We start from the raw sequence: 14,598 nt of genomic DNA, 5'->3' as shown, positions 1-14,598 counted from the left end.
TGCAGCGCATCCGGCACGATCCGGCTCTCGTTCAGCGCCTCCAGGATCTGTTCCCACAGCCCCGCCAACGTCCAGCGCCGGAACTGCCGATAGACAGACGACCATTTGCCGAACTCTTCCGGCAGGTCGCGCCAGGGCGACCCCGTTCGGGCGATCCAGAAAATCCCATCCAGAACAAGCCGATGGTTCGTGGGCTTGCGGCCGTTCGGAGAACGGACAGCCAGGATGAAGCGTTCAAAGAACGCCCACTCGTCGTTCGACATCAGGTTTCGTGCCACGCTGGTCTCCATTGCAGATACCAGCTTGAATCACGATCACCGCGCCCGGTGAATCCCTTTTGTCAACACGCCCTAGCCGAATGTTCGGCGTTGCACTTGAGAGTTCGGTATTCTGATAACATTACAACGAGTTAAACATCAGAAGATCCGTGCCCACCATTTGTAGAACTTTCAAGCGATTCCTTTGGCTGGCTCCGCGGCTATTCAGATTGGCTTGCGGAACCGCACGGCCGCCGCCCTTGCGGATCATCTGACTGTTCAGGACCCGAGTACCGCCCAATATCAACTAGGCGCTGCTTCCTGCTTTTCGCGCGCGCCTGCAACTTCAGCCAAGCAGAAGAGGCGCATGTCGGCCAAAGACTGGAGGGCTTCCGACACCTCCTTTCCACCATCTGCAACCAAAGCAGAGAACTCTTCTTTCTGTTCGCATATCCGTAATACCGCCTTTGCCTGGTCGTCTTGAAGCAATTTTTTCTGCTTGGGCTGTCCGTATGTCAGCGAGCGCATCATTGGCGATATATGCCACAAACGGCGCTGGCTTGGTGTATCCGCTGGAGCCATTCTTGCCCTCGATCATGCCACAAATATAGGCGTTATCTTGGGATAAGGGGGCATCAATGGTCAGGACATCGGATAACCGCGCCGCAGATCAAACACTGTGGCGGCGGGTCAGCTTTGGCAGAGAAAATTTTTCCTGTTCTACCGGACTCCCCCTGGCGGCTGCGGCGGTTGTGGTCGCTGCAACACCATTTGATTTGCTGCCAAAATCCGTGTCAAACACTGCAAAAATTTGTGTCCCGCTACAGCGCAAGCTATCAATCATCAGGCTGGCCGAGGCTGGATGCACGGACGCCGAAATTCAGGCGATCACCAACCAGTCTGCGCAGACCGTCTGCCTATTATCGCAAGCGCGGCAATCGAAAGAAGCTGTCACGGGCAGCGATGGAACGGAACGGGGGCAGAACATGACTGTGGGAATCGATTGTGGGAAACATTTTCCCGAGGCATCAACATTTCCACGCAACCCATTGATTTTATGGTGCCGGTTGCAGGAATCGAACCCGCGACCTTCTGATTACAAATCAGCTGCTCTACCTGCTGAGCTAAACCGGCATCCTGCCTGACGAGATAGCGCCAGACGAGCACGGGTGCAAGCATGCCTGTCTATATCATGTCTTTATAACCCGCGCGCCCGCTTCACCTGCCGCTCTACCCTCCACACATGCTCACACCCAAAGCTGCCGAGTCCAGACTATTCGTAACAAACATCACCCAACGTTCCGCAGCCGCAAACGCAGTCCAGCAAAGTCGTGTTCACAACAGCCCTCATATTTCTGACCAGCAAACATATCGCATGCAAATCCCAATTTTCGGTTAACAAGCTCGGTCGAGCGCCGATTTTCTGATCCATCCCGCCGTCTTCTCATCACGTGGGGCTTGCATTTGCAACGCAAACAGACTATCTCGCGCGCACTTCACAGGCGGGGTCGGGCCTCAGGGGGAGACATCCCCTGGCGGTCCACCGGTTGGGGAAACCCTTGATACCCCGCCAAGGCGCAAACCGGAAAGGACATGGACATGGCGCTGCCCGATTTCTCCATGCGTCAGCTGCTGGAAGCTGGCGTTCACTACGGCCACCAAACTCAGCGGTGGAACCCCCGCATGGCCCCCTATATCTATGGGGACCGTAACGGTATTCACATCATCGACCTGACCCAGACCGTCCCGATGCTGGACGCGGCGCTGCAGGTCGTGCGCGACACCGTCGCCAAAGGCGGCCGGGTTCTCTTTGTCGGGACCAAGCGGCAGGCCCAGAAAGCCGTTGCCGAAGCTGCCGAAAAATCGGCGCAATACTATATGAACCACCGCTGGCTGGGCGGCACCCTGACCAACTGGAAGACCGTCTCGCAGTCGATCCAGCGCCTGAAAGCTCTGGACGAGACGCTGTCCTCGGGCGCCGAAGGCCTGACCAAGAAAGAGCGTCTGCAGATGGAGCGCGAGCAGGCCAAGCTGCAAGCCTCGCTGGGCGGCATTCGCGAAATGGGCGGCCTGCCCGATCTGCTGTTCGTCATCGACGTGAACAAGGAAGACCTGGCCATCGCCGAAGCGAAAAAGCTGGGCATCCCGGTCGTTGCCGTTGTCGATACCAACTGCTCGCCCGTTGGCGTGGACTATATCATCCCGGGTAACGACGACGCTTCGCGCGCTATCGCTCTGTACTGCGATCTGGTGAGCCGCGCGGCTCTCGACGGCATGACCGCCCAGATGGGTGCGGCGGGCGTGGACCTTGGCGCTCTGGAGGCCTCGATCGAAGAAGATCTGGCCGGCGAAAGCACCGAGGAAGCTGCCGAAGCCTGATCGGCCCGCCCGGCGGCAGGCCGCCGGAAATCCCCGAAAGGGGTTCACGGAACATTCATCAGGCGGGGATAAGCCCCGCCTGACGCATTGAAAAAGCAAGGAGACATCCCGATGGCTATCACCGCTGCGATGGTGAAAGAGCTGCGCGAAACGACCGGCGCGGGCATGATGGACGCCAAGAAGGCGCTGACCGAAACCAATGGCGACATGGAAGCCGCTGTCGACTGGCTGCGCACCAAAGGTCTGGCCAAAGCCGCCAAGAAATCGGGCCGCGTCGCTGCCGAAGGTCTGGTTGGCGTTGCCGTTCGCGACGGCCGCGGTGTCGCTGTTGAGCTGAACTCGGAAACCGACTTTGTTGCCAAAAACGCCGAGTTCCAGCAACTCGTACGCGAAATCGCCAACGTCGCTCTGGACACTGCGACCGATGTCGAGGTGTTGAAAGCCACGCATCTGAACGGTCGCCCGGTCGAAGAGGTTCTGACCGATGCCATCGCCCGCATCGGCGAGAACATGACCCTGCGCCGGCTGCACGTTCTGGAAGGCGACACCATCGTGTCCTATGTTCATAACGCTGCTGCCGAAGGCATGGGTAAAATCGGCGTGCTGGTCGCGCTGAAAGGCGACAAGGCCAAGGCGCAGGAAGTCGGCAAACAGATCGCGATGCACATCGCGGCGACCAACCCGGCCTCGCTGTCCGAGGCCGATCTGGACGCCTCGCTGGTCGAGCGTGAAAAGGCCGTCCTGTCCGAGCAAGCTCGCGAATCGGGCAAGCCCGAAGCGGTGATCGAGAAAATGATCGAAGGCCGGATGAAGAAATTCTTTGAGGAAGTGACCCTCCTCGGCCAGAAATTCGTCATCAACCCCGACGTGACCGTTGCTGAAGCCGCTAAAGAGGCCGGACTGGAAGTGACCGGTTTTGCCCGCGTCGTGGTCGGCGAAGGCATCGAGAAGAAAGAAGAGGATTTCGCCGCCGAGGTCGCCAAGACCCGCGCTGGCGCCTGATCCCACCCCTTCCAGACCCAAAAGGAACGCCGGCCCTTGTGGCCGGCGTTTTTCTATCTCTTAGCCCGCCCCTTCCCCTCTAGTTACCCCGGCTGGGTGCCCGGGTCAGCCGCATGGGCGGCAGGCGAGAGGAAAGGCTCCACGGGTGTAACTGGCCCGGCTCATCATTGCTGGCCTTTGCCTTTTCGTTGCCTTTTGTCATGCAGGGCTCGCGCCGTTCTGAAAATATCTGCCTGCGCCGCATCGCCAGCAGAACTGCCTGAGCAGTTGTTCTTGCACCCAGCGCCTTGCGTGTCAGACGCAAATGCTTTTCGACCGTGGCCGGGGCGACCTCCAGCAAGTCGGCGATTTCTTGTGTGGTCCGCCCGCTCGAGATGCATTCAAGCACCTCGCGTTGGCGCAATGTCAGGACATCCTGGGGTTCTGCATAAGGCAGCGTCGACAAGCGCAGATGGACAAGCCCGGTCAGCGCCTGGATCAGCCTGCCCCGCTGGGTCCAGAGCTGATCCAGCTCATGCTGCGACATCCCCGGCTTTCCGCTGAGAAGAACGCCCCCGCGACGGCGCTTGACCCCATCGCCCAGACCAAGGCCATAACCTGCGACATGGCCATGCCGCGCAAAAAGATCCAGCGCGCGCTCTTCCCGGGGGCTGAGCAAGCCCTCAAGCCGCCGCCGATGGATCCAGTCCCAGCTATCGCAGCCCGGGTTTTCAACCAGCCATAGATACATGGGCATACTGTCAAACAGCCCAAGGTCGACCAGTTCTTCCAGCAAGGACCCGTCATAACTGGACAGCAGGACACTGTCGTCGATCATCCGCCGGGACGTGCTGTCGAGGATCCGCGTCCCGTAATACAAGACATTGGGAAAGCCCAGGTCGGTCAAGCGCGCGACATAGTATTCCCAGACGACTTGCGCTGAGCGGGCCTCGAGCATCTCCTCGACATCTTGCAGTATTTCCATCGTGCGATGTTCTTCCTGAAAAGCTTCTCGAACAAATTGCAGCAAGGCGGATGGTTTAAAATAGTATTGCTAAAATCCCGCATTGTTCAATGCATGACGCACAACCGGAAAGATTGACGGCGGGTAAAACCAATGAGTTCAGATTGAACGCGATGCGTATTTCGTTAACCACACATGAAAACCGCGCCGCGCTACAGGAAGCTCTCATCCTCTGGCTGAAACCTGCGACCAGAGGTTTTCCACAGCAGTTTTGGGGGCTACTGTGCTCCGAAACGATTGAGGAGTTCCAGGCAGATGCAGATCGCGTTTCATTGCGGGGTTCACGGCACAGACCACGACCGCATGATCAAGACACTTTCACAAAACCGTGATTGGCTTTTGCGCAACGGAATCGAACCGGTAACTCCGAACAGGCATCGTGAAGTATTCAGGGATGTCCTGTTCTCGCTGCGTGGTCAGGCGGCGACACCTGAAATGGAACAGGTGATGCTGGATGCTTTGCTTGAATCAGATGAGCCAGAGCGGATCATCTTCAGTACCGCCCATTTTCTAGGCAAGGCGATCCGGGCGCTTTCCCCGCAGGGACTTTATGTATCAGCGGGGGAAAAGATGATGGCGCTGGCCAATCTGTTCCCCAGTGCCGAGGTCGAATTCTTTATTGCAATCAAGAACCCGGCGACGCTGATTCCCTTTGTCCTGTCGCGGGAACCAGGCAGCACCTACGCAGATCTGATGAATGGAATCGATCCCGAGGCGATGCGTTGGGCTCCGGCCATTCAGCGCATTCAGGCCGAGCTTGGCGGGCGGCGACTGGTCGTCTGGTGCCACGAGGATACGTCGCTGATCTGGCCCGAGGTGGTGCGCTGTATTTCGACCATGCCGGCAGATGTGCCGCTGCGGGCCGGGTTGCAGATCCTGGGCGATATCATGCACGCTGACGGCATCCGGATGGTCAAAGAAGCACTGGCTCAGGAAACCGATCTGACCGTTGAAAGCCGCCGCCGCATCTTTAGCGCCGCGCTTGAAAAACATGCCCTGCCCGATCAGATTCATGTCGAGGTGAGCCTGCCCGGCTGGACGCAAGAGATGGTGGACCGCATCACCGCCGCGTATGATCAGGACATCGCTGAAATCGCGGCCCTGCCCGGTATCGAATTCATCACGCCATAATGAAAAAGGCGCCGGAGATCCGGCGCCCTGCCCTCTGCGCTCAGACCATGCCAAGCGCGGCTTTGTACATCTCCAGGATCGCTTCCTCTTCGGCGATGTCGTCCTTGTCGCGTTTGCGCAGCGCGATCACCTTACGCATCACCTTGGTGTCGTAACCGCGGGCCTTGGCCTCGGCCATCAACTCTTTTTGCTGTTCGGTCACGTCCTTCTTTTCCGCCTCGAGCTGCTCGTACTGCTCGATGAACTGGCGCAGTTCGCCGGCGGCGATGCCATAGGCGTTGTCGTCCTGCATGTTCCGCTCCTTGAGGTTTTGGCGCGGGTCTAGGCGGTCTTGCGGGCGGGTGCAATCGCCGCTACGCCATCGCCGGCAGACGGAGGCGAAAACATGACGATCTGGGACGGGCTGATCTGGAGCGGAACCGCATTGACCGTGGTCGGGCTGATCGCGCTGGCATGGTGTATCATAACCGCCGCACGGGCCAAGGCGCGGATCACGGACGATGCCGAGATGCGGGCCGCCATGCGCAAGGTCGTAGCCGTCAACATGGCGGCGCTTGCCGCCTCGGTTCTGGGACTGATGCTCGTCGTTCTGGGCATCATGCTGGACAGCTAAGATGCGCGCCCTGATCCAGCGCGTGCTTGAAGCCGAGGTAAAGGTCGGGGGCGAAGCCATCGGCCGCATCGGCCATGGACTGTTGGTCCTTGTCTGCGCCATGCGCGGAGATCCGGATGACGCCGCCGAAAAGCTGGCCTCGCGAATCGCCAGGCTGCGCATCTTTCGCGACGAGGCCGGCAAGATGAACCGCTCGGTTCAGGATATCGGAGGCTCGGTTCTGGTCGTCAGCCAGTTCACCCTTGCCGCGGACACCCGCACCGGAAACCGCCCCGGGTTTTCCTCTGCCGAGGTCCCCGAACGGGGCGAGGCGCTGTATCTGCGCTTTGCCGAGACGCTGCGTACGCTTGGTCTGCCGGTTGAAACAGGCTCATTCGGCGCGGATATGCAGGTGTCGCTGATCAACGACGGTCCGGTGACGATCTGGATGGATTCGGCTGATCGCGCTTGACTTTCGTGGGGTCAGCCCTCATTTGCGAAACGTTGCCGCCCGCTGCCGCGTGAGCAGCCGGCGCCTTATGCGCCAGGTCGGCAACATATCCTCCGGTTTCCCATTCACGCGGGGAGGCTTGCGGGCTTTGCCGTATCGCGCCCGCCCCTCGCAACCTGTCACGCAATCTGCGTGGCCCCTGCCATGCGCGCCGATACGCGGGCGACCTGGCTGAAAGACGTTATGACTAACGAATCCTTCCGTACGAACCGTCCGGCCAACCCCCGTGGCCCGCGCGCCGGCAAACCGCATTTCCGTGGTGGTAAACCCGGTGCCTCTCATCGCCGCCATCAAAGCGAGCCGGAAGAAAAGTTCATCCGCCGCGCCATCCCCGAGATCGACACCCCCTTCACCCGGATGGGGATCGATCCGCGTGTGGCGATCAACCTGTCGGGACTGGGGATCGAAAACCCTTCGCCCATTCAGGAAAAATCCATTCCTGCGATCGTCGAGGGTCGCGACCTTTTGGGCCTTGCCCAGACCGGCACCGGCAAGACGGCGGCTTTCGGCCTGCCGATGCTGACCCGGCTGCTGAACATCGGCCGCAAACCCGAACCGCGCACCTGCCGCGCCCTGATCCTTGCGCCCACGCGTGAGCTTGCGACGCAGATTGCCGAGAATATCGACAACTATGCCATCGGCACCCCGATCCGGCAGTACCGCGTCGTGGGCGGCGCCTCGATCAACGTTCAGGTCCAGCGCCTTGAACGCGGCGTCGATGTGCTGATTGCAACGCCGGGCCGCCTGATCGACCTTATCGACCGCGGTGCCATTGACCTGTCGCAGACCAGATATCTGGTGCTGGACGAGGCCGACCAGATGCTGGACATCGGCTTTATCCACGCGCTGCGTCGCATCGCCAAGATGCTGCCGCGCGAACGTCAGACGCTGCTTTTCTCGGCCACCATGCCTAAGCTGATGGAAGAGCTGGCCGACAGCTATCTGACCGATCCCGTGCGCGTTGCCGTGAACCCGCCCGGTCAGGCCGCTGAAAAGATTGAACAGGGCGTGCATTTCGTCAATCAGGGCGACAAGGCGACGCTGCTGGCAGAATATCTGTCAAAGCACCGCGACGAGCTGGCCATTGTCTTTGGCCGCACCAAGCACGGGTCGGAAAAGCTGTCGAAACTGCTTGAGAAATGGGGCTTTAAGGTCGCAGCCATCCACGGCAACAAAAGCCAGGGTCAGCGCGAGCGCGCCTTGGCCAGCTTCCGTGCCGGTGACACCAAGGTTCTGGTGGCGACCGATGTGGCGGCACGCGGCCTCGATATCCCCGAGGTGGCGCATGTCTATAACTATGACCTGCCGAACGTGCCTGAAAACTATGTGCACCGCATCGGCCGCACTGCCCGCGCCGGACGTGACGGGCGCGCCATCGCCTTCTGCTCTCCTGCCGAGATCGGAGAACTGCGGGCCATCGAAAGGGCAATGAAGGCCAAAATCGCCATTGTGGGTGGTGAAGAGCCCTTTGAGGCCGCCAAGATTCGCGAACGGGGCGGCCCGGCCGGACGCCCTCAGGGTGCTGGCGCGGCACGCAAACGTCCCGCGCGTCGGCCCTCGCGCGCGCCGAAAGCCGCTCAACGGGCCTGACCGGCCCCTGGGACAGGCCGCCTGCATATTGTAGCGGCTTGTCCACCCCCTGCCCGCGCGTCTATCTGCGCCCATGGCCAAACTGTATTTCCACTATTCCACCATGAACGCGGGCAAGAGTACGCTTTTGCTGCAAGCGTCCTACAACTACCGCGAACGCGGGATGCAGACGCTGCTTTTGACCGCGGCGATCGACAACCGCGCCGGTCCGGGCTGCATCGCCAGCCGCATCGGCATCGCCGAAAATGCGTTGAGCTTCACCCCCGAGGCAGATCTGTTTGCGCTGATCCAGACCGAAGGCCGCGACGCCGCCTGCATCTTTGTCGATGAGGCGCAGTTCCTGACCGAGTCACAGGTCTGGCAACTTGCCCGCATCGCCGACGATCTGGGCCAGCCGGTGATGTGCTACGGCCTGCGGGTGGATTTCCGCGGCCAGCTTTTCCCCGGCTCGGCGGCACTTCTGGCGCTGGCTGACGATCTGCGCGAGGTGCGTACCATCTGCCATTGCGGACGCAAGGCCACCATGGTCGTACGCCACGACGATCAAGGTCGCGTGTTACGTGATGGCGCGCAGGTTCAGATTGGCGGTAATGAAACCTATGTCTCGCTTTGCCGGCGCCATTGGCGCGAAGCGATGGGAGAAAATTGATGAATGCCAGCAATACCGCCCGCGCCTATGGCTGGGTCGCCCGCTTTTTCCACTGGACGGTTGCCGCTCTGATCCTTGCTGCAATCGCCCTGGGACTTTACGCGGGCAGCCTGCCCAAAGGGGGCGAAGCGCAGCTTCAGGCGATATTTCAGACCTATTCCGTCCATAAGACCGTGGGTGTGACGGCCCTGACCCTTGCCGTCCTGCGCATCCTGTGGACGCTGACCCAGAAAAAACCCCTCCCGTTGCACCCCGGGCGGAGGCTTGAAGGTTTTGTCGCCGAGACCGTGCACTGGGGGTTGTGGATCGGCATGATCATTATGCCGATCTCTGGCTGGCTGCTGCATTCGGCGGCGCCGGGCGGCTTTGCCCGCATCCTTTGGCCATTGGGGCAGCGCCTGCCCATGGTTCCCGAGGACGCCGCACTGGCCGAACGTTTTGCCGCCTTTCACAAGCTGGGCTGGCTGCTGCTGGGCGGGCTGATCCTGCTGCACATCCTTGGGGCGCTAAAGCATGTCATCATTGACCGCGACGGCACGCTAAGCCGCATGGCCGGCAACCCCGAGCGCGCGCCAGAACCTCCGACAGCGACTTCAGGCGTGCTGCCGCATCTTCTTGCGGCGCTGGCGGGGATCGCAATCTGGGCTGGCGCGGCGCTGACAATAGCAGCAGCGCCCACCAAAGATGGGGAAAACATTCCTGCCAGCGCTCCGCAGGCGGCCGCAACCTCGGGCTGGGCGGTACAACAGGGAACGCTGAACATTGAGGCTACACAAGCCGGCAGCACAGTTTCGGGCCGGTTCGACCAGTGGCAGGCCGTGATTGACTATGACCCTGAAAGCCAGACCGGCCGGGTGGTGGTCAATGTCGATATCGCCTCGCTCACGCTCGGTGCGGTCAGCGATACGGCCAAAGGGCCGGACTTTCTGAACGCCGCCGCCCATCCGAACGCGGTTTTCGAGGCCGATATCCTGCCCGCCACCTCCGCAGGTCCTTCCCATATCGCCCGCGGCCGGTTGACCATCGCCGGGCACGCAGTGGAAACCGACCTGCCCTTTGAACTGACGGTCAACGGCGATGAGGCGCAGGCCAAGGGCAGCCTGCAAGTCGATCGCCGCGATTTCGGCATCGGCACCAGCTATGGCGACGAAAGCACCGTGGGATTTGGTGTCAACATCTCATTCGATCTGACCGCAAAACGCCAATAGGCATGAAAAAGGCCGCCCAACCGGGCGGCCTTTCTGAAATCGCAAAACTCGCAGCCGGACTTAGCCGACCAGTTCGAGACCCGAGAAGAAGAAGGCGATTTCTTCTTTTGCGGTTTCCGGCGCGTCCGAACCGTGGACCGAGTTCTCACCCACCGACAGGGCGAACTCTTTACGGATGGTGCCTTCGTCGGCGTTGGCCGGGTTGGTCGCACCCATCACTTCGCGGTTTTTGGCGATGGCGTTTTCGCCCTCAAGCACCTGCACCACGACCGGGCCCGAGGCCATGAACTCGACCAGTTCGCCATAGAAGGGGCGGTCCTTGTGGACGATGTAGAACTGGCCGGCCTGTTCGGGCGACAGTTTGATGCGCTTCTGCGCGACGATGCGCAGACCTGCGTCTTCGAACTTGGCGTTGATCTTGCCGGTCAGGTTACGTTTGGTGGCGTCGGGTTTGATGATCGAAAGCGTGCGTTCGATGGCCATGTTGGTCGTCCCTTTATCTTGTTCCGGCCGCTATGGCCCGGAAATCCGCGCCCCGTTACCATGGCAGGCGGCGCTTGAAAAGCCGGGGGCGGCATTGACGCGGACGGCGGCTTGCGCCATGCGAGGCCTTATGCTGCGTATTGATGACATCTCGTTTTCCATCGCCGGACGACCGCTCTTTGAGCACGCATCGGCCACTATCCCCGATGGGCACAAGGTCGGCCTTGTCGGCCCGAACGGCGCTGGCAAGACGACGCTGTTCCGGCTGATCAGGGGCGAGCTGTCGCTGGACGGCGGTGCAATCACCCTGCCACCCCGCGCCCGTGTCGGAGGTGTCGCGCAAGAGGCACCGGGGACCGCAACTTCGGTTCTTGATACCGTCCTTGCCGCCGATACCGAACGCGCCCGGCTGATGGCCGAGGCCGAAAGCGCGACCGACCCTCATCGCATCGCCGAAATCCAGACCCGGCTGGCCGATATCGACGCCTGGTCAGCCGAGGCCCGCGCCTCGACCATCCTGCGCGGCCTTGGCTTTTCAACCGAGGATCAGGCGCGGCCAACCAGCGACTATTCCGGCGGCTGGCGGATGCGTGTCGCGCTGGCGGGCGTGCTGTTTTCGCAACCGGATCTGCTGCTGCTCGACGAACCGACCAACTATCTGGACCTGGAAGGTGCGCTATGGCTGGAAAGCTATCTCGCGCGCTACCCCCATACGGTCATCGTCATCAGCCACGACCGCGACCTGTTAAACCGTGCCGTCGGCCATATCCTGCATCTCGAAGATCGCAAGCTGGTGCTATATTCCGGCGGCTATGATGTCTTTGCCCGCACCCGGGCCGAAAAGCGCGCATTGCAGGCCGCCGAGGCCAAGAAGCAGGAGGCCCGTCGCGCCCATCTGCAAAGCTTTGTCGATCGCTTCCGCGCCAAGGCCACCAAGGCCCGTCAGGCACAGGCCCGCGTCAAGATGCTTGAGCGGATGGAGCCGATCAGCGCCCCGGAAGAGGCAAAATTCCACCGCTTCAGCTTTCCGCAGCCTGACCAGTTGCAGCCCCCGATCATCTCTCTCGACGGGGTTTCGGTCGGCTATGACGGGCGCGCGGTGCTGCGCCGCCTGAACCTGCGTATTGATCAGGACGACCGCATCGCGCTGCTTGGCCGAAACGGCCAGGGGAAATCGACGCTGTCAAAACTGCTCGCCGAGCGGCTTGAGCCGATGGAGGGGCGGATCGCCCGTTCGGGCAAGCTGCGCATCGGCTATTTCGCCCAGCATCAGGTCGATGAGCTGGAGCTGGACGAGACCCCGCTTGACCATGTCCGTCGGCTGCGCCCGGATGAGGCACCGGCAAAACTGCGCGCGCGGCTTGCAGGCTTTGGTCTGATGGAGGCGCAGGCCGAAACCCGCGTCGGCCAGCTCTCTGGCGGACAAAAGGCGCGGCTGTCCCTGTTGCTTGCCACCATCGACGCGCCGCATCTGCTGATTCTCGACGAGCCGACGAACCATCTGGATATCGAAAGCCGCGAAGCACTGACCGAGGCGCTGAACGATTATACCGGCGCGGTCGTGCTGGTCAGCCATGATATGCATCTGCTTAATCTGGTCGCCGACCGGTTGTGGCTGGTCGATCAGGGCGGCGTCAGCCCGTGGCAGGGCGATCTGGACGATTACCGCAAGATGCTGATTTCCGGCGACGAAAAGCCCGAGGGCAAATCGGCCGCCAGACCAGCACCCAAACGCCCCTCGCGCGAAAAGATCCTTGAGCTGCGCGCCGAGGCCCGCCGTGCCGAAGAGCGGGTGGAAAAGCTGACCGCGATGCTGGAAAAGCTGGATGCGATCATGGCCGATCCCGCCACCTATGACGATGCCCAAAAGGCCGAGACCTGGGGCCGCAAACATGCCGAGGCAACCGAGGCCATGCAGCGCGCCGAATCGCTGTGGATGGAGGCGCTGGAACGTCTGGAAGCAGCCGAGCGGTCCTAAGCGCAACAGTGCCGGATTAATGTGGCACCCGCCGCCAGAGTCTGCTTGCCCGGTCCCGTGTTTCGACGCAGGGTCCGGCCAGTTCTACGAGGATTCGTCATGTACCGGATTGCTTCGCTCGCGCTTCTTGCCGCCACTGCCCTGACCTCGCCCGCCGCGGCACAATCGCTGGGATTGGGGCAAGGGCTGTCGTTCGATGCCGGTCTGGGCGTGAAATACAGCCCCGAATTCATGGGCTCGGACAATCTTGACGCCTCGCCCTGGCTGATCCTGCGCAATGCCGACAGTGATGGCGACCGGGAGGACGGGGTCTCGATCTCACCGTCGTTGAACTATGTCGGCAAGCGCGACGCCAGTGACTATGACGATCTGCGCGGCATGGACGATATCGGCCATGCCGGTGAAATCGGCGTGAAACTGTCCTGGCGCGCGGGCGAGTTCACCAGCTATGGCGCGATCCGCAAAGGTTTCGGTGGCCACCACGGGGTGGTTGGCGAACTCGGGACGAAATATCGTATCAAGGCCAGCGACAAGCTGACGCTTTGGACCGGGGCTGAGCTTGGGCTTGGCAACAGCGAATTTACCTCGACCTATTTCGGCGTGACTGCGGCCGAATCGGCCTCCAGCGGCAAAACCGTCTATGACCCGGATGGCGGCGCCTATATCGCCCGCGTCAGCCTTGAGGCGCGTTACGAGTTCATGCCCGATACGGCTGTCATGGGCAGGCTGAGCTATGGCCGTCTGCTTGGCGATGCAGGCGATTCCCCTCTGGTCGAGACGCGCAGCCAACCCTCGGTCAGCATCGGCGTCGCGCGACGGCTGAATTTCCGGTTCTGAGCGGCTCTGGACCATGGTTGGCGTAAGTCTTATATAATTGCCAAGATTTTACAGGACGCGCCACATGAGCATCGAAAACCTCAAGGAAGGCGATCCGCTGATCGCGCCGTCTACGACCGGACACCCGCTATATGACAGCGTGGTCGAGGCATGCAGGACGGTCTATGACCCTGAAATTCCGGTCAATATCTTTGACCTTGGCCTGATCTATACCATCCAGATCAGCGACGACAATGTCGTGCGCATTGTCATGACCCTGACCGCCCCCGGCTGTCCCGTGGCGGGCGAGATGCCCGGCTGGGTCGCCGATGCGATCGAGGCCCTGCCCGGCGTCAAACAGGTCGATGTCGAGATGACCTTCCAGCCGCAATGGGGCATGGACATGATGTCCGAAGAAGCCCGTCTGGAGCTTGGTTTCATTTGACCGCGCGCGAGGACATGCTGGCCGGCCGGCCCTATAATCCGGGGGACGGCGAGTTGGTGGCGATGCGCAAGGCCGCACAGGGGCTGATGCGCGACTATAACGCCACGATCATAGGCGACAAAACCCGTGCCCGGACGCTGACGCAGCTTCTGGGCACCTGGAACGGGGCGGTAATCCGCACGCCCTTCCACGTCGATTACGGAAAACACATCCATTTCGGGCCGGATTGCTTTGTCAATTACGGCTGTTTTTTCATGGATATCTGCGAAATCCGCATCGGCGCCCGCTGCCAGTTCGGGACCGGAGTACAGCTGCTGACCGAGGATCGGCCGCGCGACCGCCAACGCCGTGCGACCGGAATGGAATGGGGCAAGCCCATTACCATCGGCGATGACGTCTGGGTCGGTGGGGGGGCGATCATTCTGCCTGGCATCACCGTTGGCGACGGAGCCATCGTCGGCGCGGGCGCTGTTGTGACCCATGATGTCGCACCGGGCGCGACGGTGGTCGGCAACCCTGCCCGACCTTTGCCACCCAAAGCCTGAAGAGCTGGC

The 14,598-nt window shown here is 61.2% G+C and carries 17 protein-coding genes and 1 tRNA gene; 12 read left to right on the top strand and 6 right to left on the bottom strand.

Features of this window, described 5'->3' with window-relative positions; genetic code table 11:
* The 3 genes from M511_RS08220 to M511_RS08210 form a co-directional block, all read right to left on the bottom strand.
* The coding region (locus M511_RS08220) for a transposase (RefSeq protein ID WP_139824560.1) at positions 1 to 290 on the bottom strand (290 nt) is incomplete at its 3' end.
* Positions 291 to 560: 270 nt separating this feature from the next.
* Complete coding sequence (locus M511_RS08215) at positions 561 to 839, bottom strand: hypothetical protein (RefSeq protein ID WP_139824559.1); 279 nt, start codon at positions 837 to 839, stop codon at positions 561 to 563.
* Positions 840 to 1,315: 476 nt separating this feature from the next.
* Positions 1,316 to 1,391 (bottom strand) — tRNA-Thr (locus M511_RS08210).
* 459 nt (positions 1,392 to 1,850) lie between these two features.
* On the opposite strand from M511_RS08210, the gene rpsB reads away from it, so the two are divergent.
* Positions 1,851 to 2,636 (top strand): 30S ribosomal protein S2, encoded by a 786-nt coding sequence (gene rpsB, locus M511_RS08205; protein WP_085501895.1) that lies wholly within the window; start codon positions 1,851 to 1,853, stop codon positions 2,634 to 2,636.
* Between the two features lie 111 nt (positions 2,637 to 2,747).
* Entirely contained in the window at positions 2,748 to 3,638 is an 891-nt protein-coding gene (gene tsf, locus M511_RS08200; protein ID WP_085501894.1) for a translation elongation factor Ts, read from the top strand.
* Between the two features lie 79 nt (positions 3,639 to 3,717).
* Here the strand turns inward: tsf and M511_RS08195 are convergent, their stop codons facing one another.
* On the bottom strand, positions 3,718 to 4,602 hold the full coding sequence (locus M511_RS08195; protein WP_085501893.1) for a helix-turn-helix transcriptional regulator: 885 nt from the start codon (positions 4,600 to 4,602) through the stop codon (positions 3,718 to 3,720).
* Positions 4,603 to 4,896: 294 nt separating this feature from the next.
* Here M511_RS08195 and M511_RS08190 point away from each other — a divergent pair, with 294 nt between their 5' ends.
* A complete protein-coding gene (locus M511_RS08190) occupies positions 4,897 to 5,772 on the top strand; it encodes a hypothetical protein (protein WP_085501892.1) in 876 nt (291 codons plus the stop codon).
* A gap of 40 nt (positions 5,773 to 5,812) precedes the next feature.
* Here the strand turns inward: M511_RS08190 and M511_RS08185 are convergent, their stop codons facing one another.
* Positions 5,813 to 6,064 (bottom strand): DUF2312 domain-containing protein, encoded by a 252-nt coding sequence (locus M511_RS08185; RefSeq protein WP_010397340.1) that lies wholly within the window; start codon positions 6,062 to 6,064, stop codon positions 5,813 to 5,815.
* 93 nt (positions 6,065 to 6,157) lie between these two features.
* On the opposite strand from M511_RS08185, the gene M511_RS08180 reads away from it, so the two are divergent.
* From M511_RS08180 to M511_RS08160, 5 genes are all read left to right on the top strand, one after another.
* Positions 6,158 to 6,385: a hypothetical protein gene (locus M511_RS08180; protein WP_010397343.1), complete on the top strand. Its 228-nt coding sequence runs from the start codon at positions 6,158 to 6,160 to the stop codon at positions 6,383 to 6,385.
* Between the two features lies 1 nt (position 6,386).
* A complete protein-coding gene (dtd, locus tag M511_RS08175; protein ID WP_085501891.1) occupies positions 6,387 to 6,836 on the top strand; it encodes a D-aminoacyl-tRNA deacylase in 450 nt (149 codons plus the stop codon).
* Between the two features lie 183 nt (positions 6,837 to 7,019).
* A complete protein-coding gene (locus M511_RS08170; protein ID WP_085501890.1) occupies positions 7,020 to 8,465 on the top strand; it encodes a DEAD/DEAH box helicase in 1,446 nt (481 codons plus the stop codon).
* Between the two features lie 73 nt (positions 8,466 to 8,538).
* Positions 8,539 to 9,114: a thymidine kinase gene (locus tag M511_RS08165; RefSeq protein ID WP_085501889.1), complete on the top strand. Its 576-nt coding sequence runs from the start codon at positions 8,539 to 8,541 to the stop codon at positions 9,112 to 9,114.
* Entirely contained in the window at positions 9,114 to 10,322 is a 1,209-nt protein-coding gene (locus tag M511_RS08160; protein ID WP_085501888.1) for a cytochrome b/b6 domain-containing protein, read from the top strand. Before M511_RS08165 ends, M511_RS08160 begins: the two co-directional genes overlap by 1 nt.
* A gap of 60 nt (positions 10,323 to 10,382) precedes the next feature.
* Here M511_RS08160 and ndk read toward each other — a convergent pair whose 3' ends face one another.
* Positions 10,383 to 10,805, bottom strand: a complete 423-nt coding sequence (ndk, locus tag M511_RS08155; protein WP_085501887.1) for a nucleoside-diphosphate kinase — start codon at positions 10,803 to 10,805, stop codon at positions 10,383 to 10,385.
* A 130-nt stretch (positions 10,806 to 10,935) separates the two neighbouring features.
* Between ndk and M511_RS08150 the strand changes: the two genes are divergently transcribed.
* The 4 genes from M511_RS08150 to M511_RS08135 all read left to right on the top strand — a co-directional run bounded on the left by M511_RS08150 (position 10,936) and on the right by M511_RS08135 (position 14,589).
* Positions 10,936 to 12,783, top strand: coding sequence for an ABC-F family ATP-binding cassette domain-containing protein (locus M511_RS08150; protein ID WP_085501886.1), 1,848 nt, complete (start codon positions 10,936 to 10,938; stop codon positions 12,781 to 12,783).
* A 99-nt stretch (positions 12,784 to 12,882) separates the two neighbouring features.
* Entirely contained in the window at positions 12,883 to 13,620 is a 738-nt protein-coding gene (locus M511_RS08145; protein ID WP_010397359.1) for a MipA/OmpV family protein, read from the top strand.
* A gap of 64 nt (positions 13,621 to 13,684) precedes the next feature.
* Entirely contained in the window at positions 13,685 to 14,044 is a 360-nt protein-coding gene (locus M511_RS08140; protein WP_010397361.1) for an SUF system Fe-S cluster assembly protein, read from the top strand.
* On the top strand, positions 14,041 to 14,589 hold the full coding sequence (locus M511_RS08135) for a sugar O-acetyltransferase (RefSeq protein ID WP_010397363.1): 549 nt from the start codon (positions 14,041 to 14,043) through the stop codon (positions 14,587 to 14,589). The genes M511_RS08140 and M511_RS08135 overlap by 4 nt, the downstream gene beginning before the upstream one ends.
* Positions 14,590 to 14,598 lie beyond the last annotated feature (9 nt).

The sequence above is a fragment of the Paracoccus sp. J56 genome, from assembly GCF_019633685.1.
In the GTDB taxonomy this organism is placed as follows: Bacteria; Pseudomonadota; Alphaproteobacteria; order Rhodobacterales; family Rhodobacteraceae; genus Paracoccus; species Paracoccus kondratievae.
This window is presented reverse-complemented; position numbering and strand designations above follow the sequence as displayed.